28 protein-coding genes are annotated in these 21,485 nt (G+C 39.9%); 4 read left to right on the top strand and 24 right to left on the bottom strand.

Annotated features, from left to right (window positions below):
- Positions 1-9 precede the first annotated feature (9 nt).
- A complete protein-coding gene (locus MKY99_RS13780; RefSeq protein WP_339271087.1) occupies positions 10-1,062 on the top strand; it encodes a 2,3-butanediol dehydrogenase in 1,053 nt (350 codons plus the stop codon).
- 79 nt (positions 1,063-1,141) lie between these two features.
- Here the strand turns inward: MKY99_RS13780 and MKY99_RS13775 are convergent, their stop codons facing one another.
- Together MKY99_RS13775 and MKY99_RS13770 are read right to left on the bottom strand one after the other, a co-directional pair.
- Positions 1,142-1,738, bottom strand: a complete 597-nt coding sequence (locus MKY99_RS13775; RefSeq protein WP_339271085.1) for a GNAT family N-acetyltransferase — start codon at positions 1,736-1,738, stop codon at positions 1,142-1,144.
- Complete coding sequence (locus MKY99_RS13770; protein ID WP_042187950.1) at positions 1,735-2,415, bottom strand: HAD family hydrolase; 681 nt, start codon at positions 2,413-2,415, stop codon at positions 1,735-1,737. The genes MKY99_RS13775 and MKY99_RS13770 overlap by 4 nt, the downstream gene beginning before the upstream one ends.
- A 128-nt stretch (positions 2,416-2,543) precedes the next feature.
- On the opposite strand from MKY99_RS13770, the gene MKY99_RS13765 reads away from it, so the two are divergent.
- Positions 2,544-3,038, top strand: coding sequence for a DUF6803 family protein (locus tag MKY99_RS13765; protein ID WP_076298958.1), 495 nt, complete (start codon positions 2,544-2,546; stop codon positions 3,036-3,038).
- 66 nt (positions 3,039-3,104) lie between these two features.
- Here MKY99_RS13765 and MKY99_RS13760 read toward each other — a convergent pair whose 3' ends face one another.
- Positions 3,105-4,553 carry a DHA2 family efflux MFS transporter permease subunit gene (locus MKY99_RS13760; RefSeq protein WP_339271083.1) on the bottom strand — a complete coding sequence of 483 codons (1,449 nt, stop codon included), beginning with the start codon at positions 4,551-4,553 and terminating at the stop codon, positions 3,105-3,107.
- A gap of 152 nt (positions 4,554-4,705) precedes the next feature.
- On the opposite strand from MKY99_RS13760, the gene MKY99_RS13755 reads away from it, so the two are divergent.
- Positions 4,706-5,254, top strand: coding sequence for a PadR family transcriptional regulator (locus MKY99_RS13755; RefSeq protein WP_076285812.1), 549 nt, complete (start codon positions 4,706-4,708; stop codon positions 5,252-5,254).
- Positions 5,255-5,314: 60 nt separating this feature from the next.
- Here the strand turns inward: MKY99_RS13755 and MKY99_RS13750 are convergent, their stop codons facing one another.
- The 4 genes from MKY99_RS13750 to msrA all read right to left on the bottom strand — a co-directional run bounded on the left by MKY99_RS13750 (position 5,315) and on the right by msrA (position 9,322).
- Positions 5,315-6,721 carry a HAMP domain-containing sensor histidine kinase gene (locus tag MKY99_RS13750; RefSeq protein ID WP_339271081.1) on the bottom strand — a complete coding sequence of 469 codons (1,407 nt, stop codon included), beginning with the start codon at positions 6,719-6,721 and terminating at the stop codon, positions 5,315-5,317.
- On the bottom strand, positions 6,718-7,425 hold the full coding sequence (locus tag MKY99_RS13745) for a response regulator transcription factor (RefSeq protein WP_179086671.1): 708 nt from the start codon (positions 7,423-7,425) through the stop codon (positions 6,718-6,720). Before MKY99_RS13745 ends, MKY99_RS13750 begins: the two co-directional genes overlap by 4 nt.
- 21 nt (positions 7,426-7,446) lie before the next feature.
- Positions 7,447-8,637, bottom strand: a complete 1,191-nt coding sequence (locus tag MKY99_RS13740; protein ID WP_339247913.1) for a cell wall-binding repeat-containing protein — start codon at positions 8,635-8,637, stop codon at positions 7,447-7,449.
- Between the two features lie 172 nt (positions 8,638-8,809).
- Complete coding sequence (gene msrA / locus MKY99_RS13735) at positions 8,810-9,322, bottom strand: peptide-methionine (S)-S-oxide reductase MsrA (protein ID WP_149644416.1); 513 nt, start codon at positions 9,320-9,322, stop codon at positions 8,810-8,812.
- A gap of 163 nt (positions 9,323-9,485) precedes the next feature.
- On the opposite strand from msrA, the gene MKY99_RS13730 reads away from it, so the two are divergent.
- The gene (locus tag MKY99_RS13730) at positions 9,486-10,394 is read left to right on the top strand and encodes an aldo/keto reductase (RefSeq protein ID WP_339271080.1); all 909 of its coding nucleotides are present in this window, start codon (positions 9,486-9,488) and stop codon (positions 10,392-10,394) included.
- 55 nt (positions 10,395-10,449) lie between these two features.
- Here MKY99_RS13730 and MKY99_RS13725 read toward each other — a convergent pair whose 3' ends face one another.
- The 17 genes from MKY99_RS13725 to MKY99_RS13645 all read right to left on the bottom strand — a co-directional run bounded on the left by MKY99_RS13725 (position 10,450) and on the right by MKY99_RS13645 (position 21,407).
- On the bottom strand, positions 10,450-11,256 hold the full coding sequence (locus MKY99_RS13725) for a class I SAM-dependent methyltransferase (protein ID WP_339271634.1): 807 nt from the start codon (positions 11,254-11,256) through the stop codon (positions 10,450-10,452).
- 56 nt (positions 11,257-11,312) lie between these two features.
- On the bottom strand, positions 11,313-11,942 hold the full coding sequence (locus tag MKY99_RS13720; RefSeq protein ID WP_339271078.1) for a class I SAM-dependent methyltransferase: 630 nt from the start codon (positions 11,940-11,942) through the stop codon (positions 11,313-11,315).
- A gap of 74 nt (positions 11,943-12,016) precedes the next feature.
- Positions 12,017-12,415 carry an Rrf2 family transcriptional regulator gene (locus tag MKY99_RS13715; protein ID WP_042127470.1) on the bottom strand — a complete coding sequence of 133 codons (399 nt, stop codon included), beginning with the start codon at positions 12,413-12,415 and terminating at the stop codon, positions 12,017-12,019.
- 109 nt (positions 12,416-12,524) lie between these two features.
- Complete coding sequence (locus MKY99_RS13710; RefSeq protein WP_339271076.1) at positions 12,525-12,929, bottom strand: hypothetical protein; 405 nt, start codon at positions 12,927-12,929, stop codon at positions 12,525-12,527.
- A gap of 67 nt (positions 12,930-12,996) precedes the next feature.
- A complete protein-coding gene (locus MKY99_RS13705; protein WP_339271074.1) occupies positions 12,997-13,770 on the bottom strand; it encodes a DUF817 domain-containing protein in 774 nt (257 codons plus the stop codon).
- 66 nt (positions 13,771-13,836) lie between these two features.
- Positions 13,837-14,052 (bottom strand): helix-turn-helix transcriptional regulator, encoded by a 216-nt coding sequence (locus tag MKY99_RS13700; protein WP_042187934.1) that lies wholly within the window; start codon positions 14,050-14,052, stop codon positions 13,837-13,839.
- A 10-nt stretch (positions 14,053-14,062) separates the two neighbouring features.
- Positions 14,063-14,536: a DUF2975 domain-containing protein gene (locus MKY99_RS13695; protein WP_339271072.1), complete on the bottom strand. Its 474-nt coding sequence runs from the start codon at positions 14,534-14,536 to the stop codon at positions 14,063-14,065.
- A 203-nt stretch (positions 14,537-14,739) separates the two neighbouring features.
- Entirely contained in the window at positions 14,740-14,955 is a 216-nt protein-coding gene (locus tag MKY99_RS13690; protein WP_042127458.1) for a helix-turn-helix transcriptional regulator, read from the bottom strand.
- A gap of 10 nt (positions 14,956-14,965) precedes the next feature.
- On the bottom strand, positions 14,966-15,448 hold the full coding sequence (locus MKY99_RS13685; RefSeq protein ID WP_076298949.1) for a DUF2975 domain-containing protein: 483 nt from the start codon (positions 15,446-15,448) through the stop codon (positions 14,966-14,968).
- Between the two features lie 229 nt (positions 15,449-15,677).
- Entirely contained in the window at positions 15,678-16,877 is a 1,200-nt protein-coding gene (locus tag MKY99_RS13680; protein ID WP_339271070.1) for a hypothetical protein, read from the bottom strand.
- A 24-nt stretch (positions 16,878-16,901) separates the two neighbouring features.
- Positions 16,902-17,747, bottom strand: a complete 846-nt coding sequence (locus MKY99_RS13675; protein ID WP_076285824.1) for a hypothetical protein — start codon at positions 17,745-17,747, stop codon at positions 16,902-16,904.
- On the bottom strand, positions 17,744-18,430 hold the full coding sequence (locus MKY99_RS13670; protein ID WP_042187925.1) for an ABC transporter ATP-binding protein: 687 nt from the start codon (positions 18,428-18,430) through the stop codon (positions 17,744-17,746). The genes MKY99_RS13675 and MKY99_RS13670 overlap by 4 nt, the downstream gene beginning before the upstream one ends.
- The gene (locus MKY99_RS13665) at positions 18,427-18,837 is read right to left on the bottom strand and encodes a GntR family transcriptional regulator (protein ID WP_042187923.1); all 411 of its coding nucleotides are present in this window, start codon (positions 18,835-18,837) and stop codon (positions 18,427-18,429) included. Before MKY99_RS13665 ends, MKY99_RS13670 begins: the two co-directional genes overlap by 4 nt.
- Before the next feature lie 282 nt (positions 18,838-19,119).
- Positions 19,120-19,671 carry a CDP-diacylglycerol--glycerol-3-phosphate 3-phosphatidyltransferase gene (pgsA, locus tag MKY99_RS13660; RefSeq protein ID WP_339271068.1) on the bottom strand — a complete coding sequence of 184 codons (552 nt, stop codon included), beginning with the start codon at positions 19,669-19,671 and terminating at the stop codon, positions 19,120-19,122.
- Positions 19,668-20,318 (bottom strand): phosphoribulokinase, encoded by a 651-nt coding sequence (locus tag MKY99_RS13655; protein WP_339271632.1) that lies wholly within the window; start codon positions 20,316-20,318, stop codon positions 19,668-19,670. The genes pgsA and MKY99_RS13655 overlap by 4 nt, the downstream gene beginning before the upstream one ends.
- Positions 20,319-20,358: 40 nt before the next feature.
- Positions 20,359-20,595, bottom strand: a complete 237-nt coding sequence (locus tag MKY99_RS13650) for a DUF3977 family protein (protein WP_339271066.1) — start codon at positions 20,593-20,595, stop codon at positions 20,359-20,361.
- A gap of 155 nt (positions 20,596-20,750) precedes the next feature.
- Positions 20,751-21,407: a CatB-related O-acetyltransferase gene (locus tag MKY99_RS13645; protein WP_076285829.1), complete on the bottom strand. Its 657-nt coding sequence runs from the start codon at positions 21,405-21,407 to the stop codon at positions 20,751-20,753.
- Positions 21,408-21,485: the final 78 nt, after the last annotated feature.

The raw sequence follows: 21,485 nt of genomic DNA, 5'->3' as shown, positions 1-21,485 counted from the left end.
ATGAATGATATGCAAGCATTAAGATGGCATAACGTCAAAGATCTACGGTTAGAAACGATTGAAGAACCAGCAGCACTTGAAGGAAAAGTGAAAATTAAAGTAGAATGGTGCGGGATTTGTGGCAGCGATCTTCACGAATATGTAGCCGGTCCTATTTTCATTCCCCAAGGTACAGATCATCCCCTTACTGGTGAAAAAGCGCCAGTCGTATTGGGACATGAATTCTCTGGACAAATCGTTGAAGTAGGTCAAGGCGTTAGCAAGTTTAATGTTGGTGATCGAGTTGTCGTTGAACCCGTTTTTGCATGTGGTGAATGTGTAGCTTGTCGACAAGGCAAATACAATCTTTGTGAAAAAATGGGCTTCCTAGGTTTGGCTGGAGGCGGCGGTGGATTCTCAGAATACGTTGCAGCAGACCAACATATGGTGCACAAAATTCCTGACAGCTTGTCCTATGAGCAAGGCGCTCTAGTAGAACCTTCTGCAGTTGCTCTGCATGCTGTTCGTTCCAGTCAATTGAAGGTCGGAGATAAAGCTGTAGTATTTGGCGCTGGCCCTATCGGTTTGCTTGTGATTGAAGCTTTGAAAGCTTCCGGTGCAGCTGAAATTTATGTTGTTGAACTCTCAGAAGAACGTAAGAGCAAAGCTGAGGAACTTGGTGGTATTGTAATCGATCCTAAACAATATGATGTGGTTGAAGAAATTCAAAAACGTACCGATGGCGGCGTGGATGTTGCTTTTGAAGTCACAGGTGTCCCTCCCGTTCTAACACAAGCTATCAATTCCACTAAATTAAGTGGTCAAATCATGATCGTTAGTATTTTTGAAAAAGATGCTACGATTACTCCAAACAACATCGTACTTAAAGAACGTAATTTAACTGGTATCATCGGATACCGTGATGTATTCCCAGCAGTAATTAGTCTCATGGAACAAGGTTACTTCCCTGCGGACAAACTGGTAACTAAAAGAATCAAATTGAACGAAGTGATTGAACATGGATTCGAGGCGCTTTTGAAGGAAAAAAATCAAGTGAAAATTCTTGTAAGTCCTAAACAATAACCATAAACAGCCAAGTGGCTGATCTATAGAGCAAGAGTCCTTCTCCATAAGAGAGGGACTCTTGGCTTCTTTTATATAATTATGAGTACTTCTCATTTAATAAATAGTGCAGATTCTCTTTTACCGATGGCCATTCGTTATCCAAAATACTAAAGACAACATTATCATGAATCGAACCATCAGATCTAATTCTATGCTGGCGTAGAACCCCTTCTTTTACAGCCCCTAATCGTTCTACCGCTCTTTGTGACCTCAAGTTAGTCTTCACCACTGTAAACTCTACACGAATCAGCTTTAGCTCTTCAAAACAATAGTGAAGCAGTAATGACTTAGCCTCGGTGTTCACACTCGTTCTCCAATATTCAGGTGAGATCCACGTACATCCGATTTCAGCATTGCGATGAACCAAATCCGGATGCATGATTCGAGTGGTACCGACGATTTGTCCAGTAGCTTTTTCAAGGATGACGAAGGGAATTTGCGATTCATTGTTTTGATTTGCGAATGCGGTTGTGATTAAATCCTGTACCTGCTCGTCCGACGTTATTTTTCGCCAAGTAAATTCCCAGATGTTTGGATTTCTTAATACTCTCGCTAGCCCTTCTACATGGCTGTCATCCATTGGAATCAGCTTGACTGTATTGCCCTCCAAGATTGAATTACGAGGTTGGATCATTTCGCACACCGCTCTCTTAATGATATATGTTGGATGATATCCGCAATTTCTTCTACACGATAAGCGATATGATCTGCCCCAGCATTCTCCAGTTCTTCTTTAGGTCCGTAACCAAAGGTCACACCAATAGATTCTACTCCACAACCTATAGCACCGATAATATCATGCTCTCGGTCCCCAATCATCACAGCTTCCTCCGGAAGAATAGCATTCTGATCGAGTACGTACTGTATCACATCTTTCTTTTTAGAACGGGTGCCATCTAGATTACTACCACCGATATGCTCAAAATAATGATCTAGTTTATAATGCTCAAGAATTTGTTCTGCAAAAACAGTAGGCTTGGAGGTAGCTACATACAATGAAAATCCTTTATTCTTGAGGTCTTCCAGCAATTGCGGTATACCATCAATCACCATATTCTCAAGCATTCCAACGGTGCTGTAACGCTCACGGTAGAATACAACTGCTTGTTGCGCTTGTTCCTCTGAGAACTGATGCAGCTCGATAAATGAATCATAAAGAGGTGGGCCTATGTAAGGAAGAAGTTTATCCAAATGCTCGATCTGAATATCAAATTTGTTCAATGCGTATTCTACGCTTTTTGTTATGCCTTCTTTAGGGTCCGTTAATGTACCATCCAAATCAAATAAAATACTTTGTAGTCCTCTTCCCACTGCTGTCTTGCTCCCCTCAATTGATATTAATGGATGTATTTATAATACCTTCGTTTTTACATACTTTCCACATACTTCTCGAATACGATCAGTACGAAAGTTATTTTTATATATCGGAGGAGTATTTTATGAACATGACCCATTATATGTCTTTGCTAGCGGATAATCAGCCTTGGAACTTGATTTTATTTATGGCGATCCCTGTGATTTTTGCTGAGACGATCACCGTTACAGAGTTTATTATTTTGTTCACCAAAAATCTAAAAGGCTCTTTACGGACCTTTAACAAATTCTGTAGCATTCTGGCGGGGTTGTACTTCACAGGGGTATTCCTCTACTTGTTTCCTACCGCATTCATCCCTTTGTCAGTGAATGGTGAGTGGCACACATGGGTTGACGTGGTAGCCGTAGGCTTCTATTTGAGCGGAGTGCTTTTCTTATTACCGCTAGCTTTGTTAGATCTTGGTCTGATCGCTCGTAAACGAACAGATGAACAGAAAATGAAGCTTCATTTTATACTCATCAGTGGATTCTTGGTTGTAGCACATATCGCGATGATATTCGGGATGATCAATCCGGAAATTGTGGGCAGCATGGGTGGAATGGGCGACATGATGCACTAACTTAACATATAAAAAAAGCAGATCAAGGCTAAGCCCTTGGTCTGCTTTTCTAATGTGATGCGAAGGTTATCCCGCACTTTGAACAGAAATTACACTACGCTTCTTGCGCAATAAAAACATAAGTGGTAATCCAAACAACACGATGATAGAGCCGACTACGAATACATCATTCACACCCATAGTGAACGATAATAATCTTATCGAATCTGCATTACCTGCACCTGAACTGATCAATTCTTTAGAGTGCAGTAAGGATCTTGTGGACAAAATAGAAGTGAACACCGCAATCCCAAGTGAGCTTAACACATTCCGAACCCAGTTGTTGATCGATGTGGCATGACCTGACCATTCGACTGGAATTTCCTCCATAGACGCCGTGCTACTCGGAACGTTAGCTAATCCAATACCTAAATTCCGAACAACCATTGCCCACATAATGAAGCTGTAAGAAACATTTGTATGCAGCCGGCTCATCATGAATAAACCGATGAAAATAAATAAAATACCAACAGAAATTAACTTCACAGGCCCAAACTTTGGATACATCTTACCCACGATTGGACTAAGTAAAGCCAGCAGAATCGAAGATGGCAATAAGATAAGCCCCGTTTTAAGTGTTGTTGCTCCTTCTACCGTTTGTAAGAACAATGGAGTTAAGTAAGTTCCAGCATACATTGCTATCGTCACCAAACTATAGATACTAAGCATGGCAGTAAAGCGCCGATTTCGAAAGACACGCAGATTCAGCAATGGTACTTCCGCCTTCAGCTCGTGCAAGACGAAGAAAACTAAAAGTACGATCCCCATAAGTATTAAGGATAGGGTCTTCCATGAGCTCCATCCCCAGCTATTGCCTTGGCTAAATGCGGTTAATAAAGATAAGCTGCCCAGTACAACAGTTAGGAAGCCAGGAATATCAAATGATTTCGGAACATTCATTCGATAGTATGGAATTAACGTTACGGTTAGAATAACAGCAATGATCCCAATGGGAATGTTAATTAAAAATAACCAGTGCCAGCTAGCATACTGAAGTAACCATCCGCTAAATGTCGGACCTATGGCTGGGGCTACCATCGCGGATAGCGACCATAGGCTCACGGCGAAAGGTCTGCGTTCAGCTGGAATCACTTGGAATATAATCGTCATCGTACAGGCCATAATCAGCCCGCTGCAAGACCCCTGAAGCATTCGAAATACAATCAAAGAGGTTGGATTCCAAGCTATTGCACAGAGTAAGGAGAACATGGTGAATCCCATCAAAGCGAATAGATACAGTCGCTTATAGCTAAATCTGCCTCCCAGATATCCGGCAAGTGGTGCAGTTACTCCCGTTGCTAGCATAAAACCTGTAACCATCCATTGCATAGTGTTCAGGTTCGAATGGAAATGATTCATTAAAAGAGGAACAGCTATGTTGATGGTCGTTGTACTTAAGACAGAGACGAAGTTTCCGAAGAATATGGCAATCATTATAGGCCAAAAATGAATTTTACTTTCTTGTTTAACGTCCATGCTACCCCTCCTCATCTTTTTTATATGTCTACTTTTACATATATAATTCAACTTAAATAATGTTATAATCGTATGGATAATATGTCAATGATGACATATCGCCAAAAATCACAATGAAAACGGATTTATAATAACTGGAGGGCTTCATAGTAATGAATACACTGTCTTATGGACTTCTTGCTTTACTAAGTGCTAACTCGTTGTCTGGATATGAATTAACACAGAATATAAAACCGTTATGGCGAGCAGGACATAGTCAAATCTACCCTCTTCTTATGAGCATGGAGCAGCAAGGTTACATTTCATATCAGCTCATTGAGCAATCGGATAAGCCGGATAAAAAGGAATACTCCATTACGGAAGCAGGACTTGAGCAATTGCGGAATTGGGTGGAAACTCCAGCTGAGCCTCCAGTCCTACGGGACGAGCTACATTTTAAACTGTATAGTCTATGGCTCTCCAAACCCGAGGAGGCAAAAGAACTTCTACAAAAACGAGCGGAGTTTTGTAAAAGTGAGCTAGAACGATACAAGGTCTTGCTGAAAGCTAACGAAGTCTTACGTGATGAACGAAGTGAGAGTCGTGAATTAAAAGCAACGACTTTTGGACGCTATTTACTCATTCGGAAACGTGTGCTCGATATGGAGAGCTCTATACAATTTTGCGAGTGGGCACTTGAAGAGCTTGAGCCAGCAAAATAGCGTTAGCTGACAACAATTAAAAAGAGACTTCGCGTACATACGCAAAGTCTCTTTTGGCTCTTACTTTTCGGATTTTGTTAATCTAGGCAGCCGTACCTCGCATCGGGTTCCAACTCCAGGCTGACTTGTAATTCGAATCTTACCGCCGTGTAATTCTACAAGCTTTTTAACAATGGATAGTCCAAGACCTGTACCACCATATTGCCTGGATCGTGATTTCTCAACTCTGTAAAAGCGTTCAAAGACATAGGGCAGTTCTTCCTCAGGAATACCTATTCCGGTATCCTCTACAATAAATAAAACGGTATCTCCGTCGACATCCTCATCTACATGAACGGTAATCTCACCTTCATCCGTATAACGGATCGCATTCTCCAGAAGATTCATCATAATCTGTTCCATACGCTTTTCATCTCCACGAACCCTATACGAAACTCCATGATACATAATCTTCAGCTGAAGTCCCTTTTCTTTGGCTTTCAATTCCACTCTGCGTACCGCTTGTTCTGCCATGTGCTTAAGATCTATCCAGTCCAGCGTAAGTGAGATTTTACCTTCTTCCATCTTTGCCAGTTCAAATAAATCTTCTACCAGATGCTCAAGCCGATGCGCTTCCTCGTGAATAATATCCAAATACAGATCTCGTTCCCCTTCGGTCTCATAAAGCCCATCCTTTACGACCTTAGTATACCCCTTCAAATAAGTGATGGGTGTTCGTAGTTCATGAGAAATGTTGGCTAAAAATTCCTGACGCGTGTCTCTATATCTTTGCAGATCTATAGCAAGGTCGTTGATAGCTCCTGCCAAAAATCCGATTTCATCGTTACTCCGTATGGAAAGTCTCGTTTCCAATTCACCGGCAGCAATTTTTCTAGTCGCCTTCTGCATCTTGATCAGCGGCCTGGATAACAATAAACTAATTATTCCCGTGATCCCTAGTGCCAATATAAAGGCCCCAATTCCTGCGAGCAACAATAGATTACGGATAGAAGCCAAGGATTGCTTCATATTCTCTGTAGAGGACATTACATATAGTGCAGACTGGATGGTTTGACCATTTGAAATTGGTTTCCCAGTGATGAAATATCTGTGTCCAGTAGGATCTGTATACTCAAAATTCACACTTTTTCCGGCAAATATCCGACTAATATCCGAAGCATTTATGAATGAACGATCTGCGCGGTCATGAATACCCGAATGGAGAATGACACTACCGTCTTTTGAAATATTAAATATACTCACGTCCGAAAACTCTGCAAAAGTACTCATCATCTGCTCATTTGAACTATCCGGTGATTCAGCCATTCCGATAAAATGCGAGGTTAGCTCCTCAGTTTCTTTTTGCATCTCGTTGTAATAAAAACTGGTAAACATTCGGTCTATCGTTATCCCAAGAATAAACAAAACAACTAAAAAAACAGACATAATAACTGACCCGAGCTTCAGTCCGATCATATTATTCTTCATAGATGATTACCTGGGATCTCAAATTTATAGCCTAACCCCCATACCGTTTGAACAGGATTATAAGACAGACCCGCCTTATGTAATTTCTCGCGAATATTCTTAATATGTGTGTCGATGACACGGTTCTCACCCTCATAATCATTACCCCATAAACGCTCCACTAGTTCTTCTCTCGTAAAGACACGGTGCGCATTTTGCGCCAAGGCCGTTAGCAGATCAAATTCCTTGAGTGTAAACTCAACTGCTGTATCCAGAATATGTACCTCACGAGCATCCGGGTAAATCGCTAGCTCAGGGTAGCTCAGAACTTTTTTCAGAGGTTGTTGGGTCGATGTAAGCATTGAACGCCGTACCAAAGAATAAATTCTTGCCACTAATTCCTCTGGCTCGAACGGTTTGGTGAGATAGTCATCCGCTCCTATTCCGAGGCCACGAACCTTGTCCTTAGTTTCTGAGCGAGCTGTTAGCATTAGAACGGGGACAGAGCTTACCTCTCTAACGGCTTTACAGACCTGCCAGCCATCCATATCTGGCATCATCACATCCAGCAGGATTAGATCAAAGTTCTGTTGTTTCAGCAAAGTGAGTGCCTCATGCCCCGTTGACGCTTCTCTAGTCGTTATTCCTTCTCTTGTTAAATAAATCCGAATTAAATTCCGCATGTTCCATTCATCGTCAACGATCAGTACCTGAAGCTTATTCAAGTTGTTCACCCTCTTCGTGGCCTAGTGACCGGAATGTGGATTGCCTCCTGCCGCCGGTGAGATTTCCAGCATATCATCGATTTCGCTTTGGGCACTTTCTTTTATTACGTTGATGTCCCCAGTTAACCAAGCATGATTATAGGGGCCTTCTGCTGGTGAATCTTGAAATTTAGGTTGAAGGGTCATCATATATTCCATCACGGAATCTGGCAACCCGTCTTTTTCCGTAAAGATAAGCGGTGCATGTTTCCCTAAATGCGAAAAAGGTGCAGCGGCGATCGCCAGCATCGTTGAATCGGTAGTCAACAAAGACAAGTTATGTCCAGGTGTCGTTATGCCCCAGCCGAAACCGTTGCTGGCGTCCTTAAAAGTAGCAAAAGCAATGGCATTCTCATAAATGTCTTTTCCAGCTATACGGGTTACGGTGCCGAATTCCTGTAATTGCTTTTCTACTGCTGTAGATACAACTTTTTCAGGTCCTAAGATATAAATCGTAGCCGAACCTCCACGCTCTTTCAAAGCATTAACGGTAGGGTCTGGAATTTCATCTTTTGTTACATAGAGAAGCGGCTCTGGCATATGGGCGATCCAATTCACTGCAGGCAGTGTGTACTCAGGACTATCCATAGAACCTACAATGACTGCCTTTGGAAGTTCACCAGAAGCTTTTGCATAATAAGTATCAATGGCTTGTGCTATAGCTGCCGGCTCGTCCCCTTCAATTCGGTCTACTTTCAGATCCATTGTCTTTAATTGTTCTTCGACATTGGAAGCCATGGGTCCGACGAGCACTACTTGTACACCATTATTACCTTCTGCACCTAAAGGATTCAATCGCTTAAGCTCTGCTAACGTTGCCTCAGGGACACCCTCTTTAGTTGTAAAAAGAATAGGGCCATTATTCGGATGATGGATCAAATCCGCACTAACCGCGGCAATCTGCCAATTGCTTACATCCGTTAATACTACACTTGAAGGTCTGTTGTTCTTCGTCTGTGCAGTCCATAGGGTTTGTGAAACGATAACTGCTGCCGCAGTCGGGTCAGAAGTGTTTATACGAGTTGTGTTTTTTGATGCGATCCATGGTTGATCCACTGACGATATAGAAGCTTGCTTATCTGATCCAGATGGGGCATTATTGCCCGATTGACAGCCAGCTAACACTGCACTTAGAAGCAATGTTACAGCAACTATGGGTATGATTTTTTTCATCTTAAACCCTCCATTTTAATTTCTCGCTTAATTTAGAGTAGTTTAGTCTATAAATGTGTAGAAAGTATGTAGAATTTAAAATATATAAAATTTGTATATGATGCAAAAAGAGCACCTGTAAGCCATGAACGACTTAGGATGCTCTTTTACTTTAGAAATTCCGTTTCTGCAATTACCAGTGTTTAGCGATAAAGGTATCCCGTCCGGATTGCTCACGATCCTCTTTATAATGCTTGGGATTCTTGTGATGATAGTCCTGATGATATTCTTCCGCTCGATAAAAGGTTGGCGCTGGAAGGATTTCCGTCACAACGGGTCCTGAGAATCTGCCACTCACAGCAACCTGCTCCTTCGAGGCAAGGGCTGCTAAACGTTGTTCTTCGTTATAGTAAAAGATGGCTGTCCGGTATTGTGTTCCTCTATCCTGAAATTGTCCACCATCATCCGTGGGATCAATCTGAGGCCAATATAATTCAAGCAGCTTCTCGTATGAAAAAAGCGATGGATCAAACGTAATTTGTACCACCTCGTAATGTCCTGTTGTTCCTGTTTTGACTTCTTCGTAAGTTGGGTTCTCAGTTAATCCTCCAGCATATCCCGATACAATCCCTTGGATACCTGGTAACTCCTCGAACGGTGTAACCATGCACCAAAAGCAACCACCTGCAAACATTGCTTGTTCCATATGTTCAAGTCTCTCCCTATCCATCATCATCTAGTAAATAACATATGCTATGACGATAATGCTTCTAGGTTATAATGTCAAAGGAAATCATTCATTTACATTCGAATTCGATGCTTTAAGGCGTTATAATATAACAAACAACGGAATTAGAAAGGAACAACCTATGAATAAAAATCGTTTGGGTCAGTCCGATTTATATGTAAGTGAAGTAGGACTCGGATGCATGTCCTTAGGTACGGATGAGGCAAAAGCCATTTCCATCGTCCATGAAGCGCTCGATCAAGGCATTAACTTTTTAGATACAGCCGATCTGTATGATGAGGGTCGTAATGAAGAGATCATTGGTAAGGCGATTCGCCACCGCCGCGGTGAGGTGATATTGAGTACAAAAGTGGGTAACCGCAGAATTCCAGGTCAAGAAGGCTGGAGCTGGGATCCATCAAAATCCTATATTAAATCCGCAGTCAAAGACAGCCTAAGACGCCTCCAAACGGATTATATCGATCTGTATCAGCTGCATGGCGGAACGATTGATGATCCGATAGATGAAACTATTGAAGCCTTTGAAGAACTTAAGCAAGAGGGTCTAATCCGATATTATGGGATCTCTTCTATACGACCTAATGTCATTAGAGAATATGTAAAAAAATCAAATATTGTCAGTGTAATGAGCCAATACAGCATTTTAGATCGACGTCCTGAGGAGGAAATCCTCCCTCTGCTGGCCGAGCATGGGATCAGTCTAATTGCCCGGGGTCCTTTGGCGGGTGGCATCCTTTCGGAGAATGGCCGCAGCAAGGCAGAGAAGAAGTACTTAGATTACAGTAGTGAGGAGATTCTGAAGTTGCATGATCAGCTTGTGCACGCAACGAGTCACACTCGCCCCCTAGCACAAACTGCGCTTCATTATTCGCTTGGTCATCCGTCTGTAGCGGTTATTATCCCTGGAGCGAGTAGTATGGAGCAGTTGAAGAATAATGTAACGGCTGCTAAGTCAGCCCCACTGTCTTCGGAGGAAATCGAAATGATCCGCGGGTTGAGTAAAGCGAACCGCTACACACTACATTTGTAAAGTAGTCTGTCATTTATAAAATTAAGAGCGCCAGTTAAGAAACTGGCGCTCTTTTTTATTTTCTTTTACCGATGTATAACAAATGGGATGAGATGCCCAAGATTGAGGGATCATTTGCTTTGGATATGAGAAAGTTAATCAAGCTCTCTTCCCCCTCTTGGTGAGTCCAATACTGTTGCTGCTCTGCAGATAACATGGCTGCAATACTTGATGAACCAATTAAATCTATCGACTTAAATCCATTCCTTTCCATGAAAGGCTGAATCTCATCAATGTTAAAATAATATGCACCTGTAAATCGGCCCTTGTCACTATGATTAAAGATTCCGCTCTCATAGAATTCATTGATGGTGTTCATGTTATCGTTCGGTTTCCACTGCTGCGGGGATTGTAACGAATTAATGGTCATTCTCATTCGACTTTGAAAAGCCACGAATACTAAGCCATCTTGCTTGGTCACGCGGTGCAACTCTTTTACTGCTAAAATTCGTTCCTCTTCCTTCTGCAAATGATACAAAGGACCGAGCATCAATGAAACATCATAATTCTCATTAGGTATTCCTTCTAAATCAATAGCATTTAAGTTATGAAACCCGTCAAATCGCTCAGTTAATTCTAGTTCAGCTGCCTTTTCCGTTGCTACTTCAACTAATTTAGGTGTGATATCTGAAAGGGTTACTGTATATCCGAGCTTAGCCAGTTCGATCGCGTATTTACCGGGTCCCGCGCCATTATCCAGCACCTTCCCAGCTGATGGCATATATTTCTTGATATAATGGAGATTAATAATGAACTCTAAGGGTTCTCTATCCAGCCTGCCCCACTCATCAAAGCTAGAGTAATAATCAATAATATTGCTCATCAACATAACACCTGCCTTCTTTTGAAATATATTATCTTCGATATGTCGAAATTTTTCTATAGTTCTTTCTTACATTTTACCATTAAAAAGTTTATCGACGGTTTATTGATCATGTCCTTGTGCGGCTCATCAATTTCAGAGAACTCAACTAGCCCATAGGTTTCAAACTCTTGTGTAATGGATTCAGCATCATAAAAAAATATTTTTACGCCATAATCTGTCTCGTAGTAATTTTTATCCAATAGAATACCTTTTCCAAACATAGGAGCTTTTTTCGAAACTGTTGTAAAAATCATATAACCACCTGGCTTTAACTGGTTGTAGCAATCCTTAATGAACTTTTCTCTTTCACTTTTATTCAACAGATGAATAAGACCATGGCAAAATATTCCCTCATAGAGGTTATTATCATACGGCATGTCATTCACTGAACCATGAAAAATGCTAATATCAATTCCATTTTGCCTCGCCAAATCAATTGCTGTTTGAGAAATCTCAATACCCGTTACATTTATCCCACTCTCTATAAAAACCTTTGCATTTCTGCCATATCCAATCCCTGGTACCAATATGTCTTTAACATTCCTCTCAAGGAAAAAGTCCTTAGTGGCGATCGCAGAGTCTGTAGGTTCAAATCCCCACATCGTTTGTTTTTCTATAAAGCTTGATTCCCAGAATTCCGTCATATTTCATTCTCCTTTATATTAAAGTCATTACGGACTTATATTATCTTTAATTATATTCAAAAAAGAACGGATCTTTACTCCGTCTTCATTGTTTTCGCCAAATCTGCAATTTTCTTGTTCTCCAAGTACTGCTCCATCTGTCTTTCAGCGTCAATAACAACCTGTTGAATCAGGCACTCGCTACCGTGATCCAAGCTACATTCGAACAAAGATGCAGTCCCTTCGATCGCATGGATAATATCCAGAAAAGAGATCTCTTCGGACTTCCGTCTGAGACGATACCCACCGTTTGCTCCGGGTGCAGATTGAATCAATCCAGCCTTGACTAGCTTGGTCATCATTTTGGACAGATAGGTTTGCGAAACACCCAGCTTCTCAGCAAGTAATTGAACACCTACAGGCTTATCGGACGCCGCCGTCACCAGATAAAGCATTGCATGAAGCGCATAGTCTGTCGCTTGGGAATATTTCATTCAGCACCTCCATTAACGACTTTGAAAATCCATAATAACTCTAATCGTTAAAAAAGACAAGCATGTGCAATCAGCTACTTTCTTCTATACTCTGGAAAGAAATTCAGATCTATATAATTTCCCTTACAACTGGTTCCGATGTTGAAATAATATCAACGACATGGTCAATACAACAGATCCCATAGTGCTTATATGGTTTTGGAAAATCCTTTGATGCGAATATTCCATTAGAAATAAAATCAAGATACCTTGATTTTTTATAAATCCTAAATGTTTTTCCGTCAAATTCCTCGTAATCATCCCAAGAAGTAAAGAATTCATTTCTAATCGAATATGCAATATAGGAGTGAAAATCAACTTGTATTATGGGAGAGCTTTTCTCACCATCCATAAGAGGCTCAGCTATATCACTAGCTTTGCTTTTACAAAAAGATAACCTTAGTTGATTTACCTCTGGCTCTATTAGACCAAAGAAAAACACATCCTGCAATTCTTTTAAATCTGTATATTCCATCTCATCTCCCCCTCATCACTAATTTGTTCTTACTCCATGTACTACTATTTCCTTTGAAGACAATACTCTACTCTTTCGCGTTACGGTTAGCTTTAACATGTTTAAGCTGAGCAACTATAATGACACTAATAATGACCAGAAGGAACCATGAACTGATCTTACTGACACTAACCACATGCCATACCTGATTCTGATCAGGATATTTCCAAGCATTAAAGAATGTAGCGATATTCTCAGCTAACCAGATAAAAAAACCTACTAAGAAAAAAGCCAGTGTCAAGGGCATCCGATAAGTAGTGTTTCGTACCCGATAAATGATCCAAGTCTTCCAAAAAACAATGAGTACAAGCCCCTTTAGCCACCAGCGAAAATCAGGAATGAAGTGATGCGTGAAAAAGTTCAGATAGATAGCTGCTCCGAGCGATCCAGCAGCAGCAATTCCCGGCCAGCCCGTCATATCCATTTTCAGTCTACGCCAAATTTGACACATATAGCTCGCGACGCTCGCGTACATAAACCCGCTATACAGTGGCACTCCAAACACCTTGGTTAGCCCGGGTTCAGGGTATGACCATGACCCCATTCTTATCTTATAAATTTCCAACAGCAAACCAATAATGTGAAATACACAGATGACTTTAATTTCATCTAACGTCTCTAATCCAGTACGGTACATAAGGTATTGAACGGTAAGCAATATAATAAGAATGGCATCATATCGGTAAATGTAAGGCAGATCTATTACGTTAGAGAGAGCTAAAGTCCCAAAGATCGCAATAGGAAATATGCAACTCATCGCCTGATGATAGCCAAAATGCAGAAACTGCGTTGTTGATTTCAATGATGCTCTCTCCTTTCCAGGCAATGCTGTTCTTTTCAATCTGCGGAGTCGATTACTCATTACGATTTAAGCATCCTCGTCCATTAGGTATTCTAAAATATCTCCAGGCTGACATTCTAAAGCTTTACAAATCGCATCAAATGTTGATAGTCGAATCGCTTTTGCTTTTCCATTTTTCAATATAGAAAGATTGGCCATTGTTATTCCAACCCTTTCTGTAAGCTCTGTAACACTCATTTTTCTTTTAGCTAACATCACGTCAATATTCACTATAATCGCCATTATTTTCACCTCAGACTGTTAAGTCATTTTCTGATTTAATTTCTATGGCATTTTTCAAGAGCTTTTGAAGAACAGCAGCAAAGACCGCAATCACAATTGGAGCACAAGTCATGACAAGTCCAAGTACGATTAGACCTGGTGCATCGGCTTCCTGTGCCATTTCGTAAATAAGTGGCATACCTGCCGCATATAAGATACTGATGATGATTGCACAGTAAATTATATTTTTTAAAGCCTTAATGGATAGTTCTGAGAACGCTTTGTTCTTGTCAATATAGCTTAGAAGTCTTAACGCCTGATATAAAGCTACGAAATAGGCTATCACTGTTACATACACCCCTATAAGAACGGGATAAACCAAATACACCGGATAATCTCCAGCTGCCTTGTTAGGTATCGTAGGTAACCAAAAAATACACAAAGCAAGAACCGGAAGTCCAATAAGAATTACAACTATCTTTAAAAAGAGTGTTTCACGTTTCATAAACTGCACCTCACAAAGTTAATAATCTGGATTCAATTTATCACATAATTTATCGTTATTCAATATATATCGATTGTATTACAATTATTTTTTATCATTAATATATCCCCTATTATTTTCCACCTCCAATTATTGCACATCAAAAAGGCCCCCTTCTCATAAAGATTGAGAAAAGAGCCCTGCCTCTACTATTCATTGATTTTTTAAGTCTCCTCGTCACTTTTGTATTCTAAAATATCTCCAGGCTGACAATCTAAAGCTTTGCAGATCGCCTCTAATGTTGATAATCGAACCGCTTTCGCCTTTCCATTTTTCAATATAGATAGGTTAGCCATTGTTATTCCAACCCGCTCCGAAAGCTCGGTTACGCTCATTTTTCTTTTAGCCAGCATCACGTCAATATTAATAATAATCGCCATTGTTTTCTCCTCAGACCGTTAAGTCATTTTCTGATTTTATATCAATAGCTTCCTTCAAAAGCTTTTGGAGCACCGCAGCAAACACTGCAATCACCATGGAAGCAAAAATCACAACCACCCCAATGACAATGAACCCCGGGGCATCATCTCTCTCCGCGACGAGATAGAAAAGTGGCAATCCCACTACATAAATTCCACTGATTGCAATTGCACAGTTCCTGATATTTTTTAATACCTTTACAGATAATTCTGAGAAAGCGTTGTTGTTGTCAATATACCCTAACAGTTTGATCGCTTGATACAATGCAAAGTAAAAAGGTATCGCCGATGCATACAAATCAATGTACAAGAGATATTTAATATAGGTTTGATCAGGGTATAATTCTGCTGCATAATTCGAAATCGCAGGCACAAAAATTATACACAAGGCAAGAACTGGAAGTCCAATAAGAACAACAGCTATCCTTAAAAAAAGCGTTGATCCAAGTTTCATAAAACACACCTCACAAAGTTATTTTCAAAATTGAATCTAACATATAGTTTATCGTTTTACAATATATTTTAATCGAAAAATAGTGTTTAATGACTGTTTTATATTTTACGACTAAAAGGCCGAGCTAATTGACTATTAAAAGTCATTAGCCCGGCCTTTGTCACCTTTTTATATCTCTTTATATCTCTTTATGTCTCTTTATATCTCATTTTCTATTCTAAAAATTATGCTAGAACTGACCGAGATCGATAAAATTCAAATCCATGTTAGCTTCATCTTCAGCCTGATTTGCGGCCTCTGTTGATATTACTTTTCCTTCGTACTCAAGGTTACCGCTTGTCAAATTGAATACATATAGACGATTACCTTTGAAATTCTTATAACCCATAATATAGAGATGGTCTTGTTTAAAAGCATAGGTAATGTTTTCACTTAAATCTATATTTGTATTCTTCAGAGTAGTCTCATATTCTTTACTCACGAGATCGTAAGAAATAACAGTGAATCCTACATTTTCCTTACTCGATACAGCTTTTTGCAGGAAATAAATTTTCTGTCCATAGGCGTACATAATATTATTCAAAAACATTTCATGCCCTTGGAACGTGAGCGGCGAGATTTGCCCTGTCTTGACATCCACTTGATATGCCTTTCTATGATTATCTCTACTAATCCTTAAAATCCATTGCTCAGTGTGCTCCAGATTTTGATTGGCTAGCCATGCATATTGAGTATCCCCGTCTGCCGCTACAGATTTACCGCCTGGTAACGCGAGCGGCTCATTCTTAATCTCTTTTGTGGTTAGATTGACACGGAGGATCTGCGGTTCAGATACATAACCTTTGGCACTGTGATTCATAAACACCATAGCAACAAGCTGCTGATCAATAAGCTGTACATTTTGTACATACATATCTGAAATATCATGATCTACATTGATATCGGATGTGATTTCAAGCGTATTGTTCTTCTGCTTGTTGAGTACAGAAATACTAAGCTTTGCATTTCTCTTCGCTGATGAATCATTTGATCGCTTCGCATCTACTGTCGCCTTAACATAAGCAAGCATTTCCTCATTCTCATAGAAACCAGATGTGTTTGTCTTACCGCGCATGAACTGACGATGCTCTTCAATCCACTGATCCAATTGCGTTTTCATTGGTCTTCGATTTAAGCTTTGGCTAATCGCCGACTTTTCATCTGGATAATCTGTACCATTTGTCGTGATATAAGCTCGTTTGATGCCAAAAGTACTATCCTTAATCATGTAGTTTCCGTATACAGCTATACCTTCAACGAGGGAAGCATCCCCTTGAACCGTCGTCAGCTTATAATTAGGTGGTGTCTCTTGTGAAGCTTGTACATAATACGTCCCGATTGTAACAACCGCGAACACTACAAGAACGGCGGTAACCATATATTTTCTCATTCCTTAACCTCCATACCCCTTCAATTATACCGATATTTTCTTACGCAATAGATACAAGCTGTACCAAAGCGAACCTCCAACAATGATCACTATTAATCCGAGACAAGCGCCTATGATTTCACCTGGATAGAAGTAGCTATCGTAACTGCTATAACCCATAAGAAATGGTATTGAGGCTAGTCCAGCCAGAACCGCTAAATATAGTACGATAAAGCCAATCCCTTTCAGTCTGTAGCTCCGCTCGATTAGAATCACTGTGAACAAGACGATCAAGCCAATAATGCCCAGTCCATAGTATAGTACAAACTCAGAAAAGTAGGGCGGAACCAGAACTTTAAGCACAGTAGGATACTTCAAAAAATCAAATACCGAGATGTTCCGATATAATTCAGCAGGAAGAATCGACTGTGCTATCAAACGCTCCAGTGGAACAAGGATAATTTGCAGGGCGACAAGTCCAAATGCGAATAGCAAGATCGTAACCAGCTTGGCAAAATACAAATTCGCCCGATTGGATGGCAACGTGAGCAGGCGATATACTACCGTATTTTTACCTCTCCAGTCACGGTACCAGATGAAGCAGCTATATATTAGCAACACTGTGATGCTCAAAAATATGGGTCCGAAATATAGAAGTCCATTATAGCGAGCATACATCATACTGTTTAGCTGAATATATCCAGTCACATTGTGATATTGCTCAAGGGTCCATTGATTCACTCTCATTGCCTCATTCGCAGAATCCAGCCAATGATTAGCACCGAGGGTGACTGCTACAAGTTGCAAGGCGACTGTCAGCACCAGGAGTCCAAAATATATTTTGGCAAATCGGTTCATTTCAAAATTCAATAGCTTCACAAAAGCTCTCATTTCTTATACACCTCTCTCATTACGTCCGTAATGGACTTACCTTCCTGCTCGCGAACTTCTTCACAGTAGAATTCACGTTCTACCTTCCCATGCTGTAGCAAGACCGCTTTATCAATTAAATGCTCAATATCGTTAATTTCATGAGTTGTAATAATCACACCACGATCCTCGATCAATTCACTCGTGAACACATCAGTAATTTGCTCGCGGCTGAACATATCAATCCCCGAGAACGGTTCGTCCATTAGGATGTAATCACAATCCAAGGCAAGTCCGAGCAACAAATTTAACTTTGCAGCCATCCCCTTCGACAATGAAGACACGCGATCTTTTGAGCTCAACTGGAAGAACTTAAGCAATTCCTCTGCACGTTCAGCGTTCCAATTCCGATAAAAGTCAGCCATAAAGCTGAAGCAATCAGCTATTCGCATATTGGAGGGCATCGTTAACGAATCTGGAATAAAAGTCATTTTCTCATACATCGCAGGTGTTAGTGATGCATTATCGATTAAGACTTCACCTTTGTACGGTGTCAGTCCCATGATGGACTTCAGCACCGTTGACTTTCCGGCACCATTGATTCCGATCAGGCAGGTGATCTCTCCCTTGGCAGCAGTGAAGCTAACGCCATTTAGTACCTTCTTGAATCCGTAATTCTTCACCATCTGATTCACTTGGATCATCTTGTGTCACCACCCTCTGGAGATCGCTCCGATGTATATTTTGTCTTTATGATGTCTACCAGTTCTTCAACTGGAATTTGAATATTCCGAATGGAACCGATGAATATATCCACTGCACTTTCGATTAATTCAGCACGAATCGAGCTTAGTATTTGCTGATCCTGTGTAATTCGACTTGGGGAATTTCCTTCTGTTACGATCAAACCCTGTTCCTCCATTTCCTTATATGCCTTCTGTGCCGTGTTCGCATTAATCTTCATTACTGATGCCAGCTCACGCCGTGAAGGAATCTTGTCTCCTGCTCCGATTTGCCCTGTAGCAATCTGTTCTTTAAAGTAACGGACAACTTGAATATATACCGGTTCTCGAATATTAAAGCTGACACCTGATTTTTGTTCTTCTGTCATACAACCAACTCCATATACTAAGTGTGTGTACTAAGTGGTTCATACATCTTATTTATGTACTATACGTGTAATACACTTTTGTGTCAATAGTTCAGATTTGAGCTTAGACTTGGCATACACATGCAAGGGTTATGGGTTTATTTGCAGTAAATCTCATAAATATATTGACGTTATTAAAGTAAAAAACACAAGGATATACATAAAATAAAGGCGAATTCTTACTCGAAATGGAGTGAGAATTCGCCTTTATCTATTTGTTATTCAGCAACCTTTTTATCGAGCTCATGCTTCTAATTTTAAAAAACGATAGTTATTTCTTATGTAGTTAAATCCTGAATAGATAGTTATGACTAGTGAAATATAGATTAGGATTTGATCAATAGGTATATTCGTAAGAAGGGTGAATGGATGGTTTGTAAACATAACTGCAGTAATTGCTACAACTTGCGATACCATTTTAATTTTTCCGTATCGATCAGCTTGCAACACTATTTTCTGAGTGACAGCAACAAGTCTAATCCCTGTAATGATCACTTCCCTCGCTACAATAACTAAAGCAACCCATGCGTATAACATCTGCTGACTTACCAGTAGAATCAACGCAGCAGAAATGAGCAACTTATCCGCTAATGGATCAAGTAACTTTCCAAGGTTCGTAACCTGATTATACTTCCTAGCAATATATCCATCTAGTTTATCTGTTGCTGAAGCGAGTAAAAAAACAATAGCTGCATAATAAATCCCCTCTGGCCAATCAGGATATTTTGAGAAAAGCACTATAAAGATGGGGATTAATAATATTCTGGCGATTGTTACTTTATTTGCAAGATTCATAATTCCCTCCTGAATTCATTTTCAAGAATATAACCTTCATTGGAATTTTTTATAATGATATCAAAGTTTCGATGAAAAGGATGCATAAATAACTCATATTGAATTCTACGGTCTTCATGAGATTTTCTTAAATATTTGATGTTTGTTCCTCTTTCAGAGACATCACGTATACTCCTTCTCATCAATTCAGTGTCTCCATCCGTATATAAGTACACCTTCAGATCAAACAAATTCGGGTCTGCAAAAGCAACGCTCATGCCCTCTACAATATTCACTCTGTTTTGTGAAGCTATCATTGTACTCTTTAAATAATTGGTGTCTATTGTATAAAAATCTAAACCATCTCGCATCATTCGGATGTCTCTCTCTAGAGCAGATATATTATGAGCAGAAGGATGACAAGCTGTCATTTTATTACGATGACGTTCATTGTTATAATCATAATCGATTACAGTGTACTTTCTAAGATGAGAGCCGATAATATAGGGATCAGTATTCATATAATTCACTTTCTCATGACCCAGAAGCTTTAAAAGATTATGGGCAAATGTTGTCTTTCCAGATGCACCATGCCCCGAAATCCCAATAGTAACTCTTTTTTCCTTACTGCTTATCAAATTGGCTATTTCATTCAATATTTTTTCCATAGTTTCCTCCATCTTGTCGTTATATGTATGCTCCTCCATTCTAGAGACTTGTTATACCAAAAATAATCTTAAACGCGTTATAACTTTTCTTACTTTTTTTAAAACCTTGCTTTAAGTCTAGGATTACTACAGTTTTACCAATCCAAATCCTGAAATATAGAGAATGGAACCTTACCGGTTTCACAATTCCCTTTTCTTCAAATTCATTTCCATCCTCTAACTCCGTTTCGGTTCTAATAAACCATGTATTACTTAGACCAAATTCAATATATTTCATATATCTAGCACACTTTCCGCCCAAGAGATTAGATGAGCCCATTCATATTATCATACTAATTAGGATTAATCTGGTAAAGAACAATTATTGTTAAACTACCTTAACTGATAAAAGAACAGGCTGCCGAATATTTGCGGCAGCCTGTTGTGATTGTGTTATGATTTTATTTCTCTTAGATAAAACTCATATAATTGATCAATCGATGAACTTGAAAAGATAGACGTAGCTTGTTCAATTTTTTCACGTTTCCAATCAAACCAACGCATTTCCTTTAACTTTTCGATTTCACGATCTGTAAATCGTTTTCTAATCTCTTTAGCAGGATTGCCACCTACTATTGTATATGGTGGAACGTCTTTTACAACAACCGAGCCTGCTGCAACAATAGCACCTTCACCTATTTTCACACCTGGCATAATCATTGCATTCATCCCAATCCAAGCATCACTTTCTATGATCGTATCACCTTTAGGTTCGTAAGAGGTTTCAATCTGGTCCACAAAAGGATACACGGTAATCCATTCCGGATGATGATTGTGATTTCCACCCATTAAAATAATTACACCACTTGCAATACAAACATAATTTCCTATAATCAATTTATCTAAATGCCACCCAAAATCTTCGATCGGGTTAAATAACTTTCTTGACGTTTCGTCTCCCCAAAGATATCTGACGCACCCGTCTTCAAAATGATGACTATCGTAATAACCAGAGTAGTACGAGTAATCCCCTACCTCAATCATTGGGTTGGTGACAATATCCTTTAAATACTTCGTTTCTGACCAGTGGTTAAACAGCTGTTGTTTCATTATTTCCCCTCGCTTCTAAGTAATTTATAGCATTTATACTTAGAAGCTTGATACAGTAGCGACATTCTTAAACCGTTT

Source organism: Paenibacillus sp. FSL R5-0470, assembly GCF_037975205.1.
Taxonomy (GTDB): domain Bacteria; phylum Bacillota; class Bacilli; order Paenibacillales; family Paenibacillaceae; genus Paenibacillus_AQ.
The sequence above is the reverse complement of the archived record's forward strand: the minus strand, read 5'-3'. Positions and strand labels throughout refer to the sequence as shown.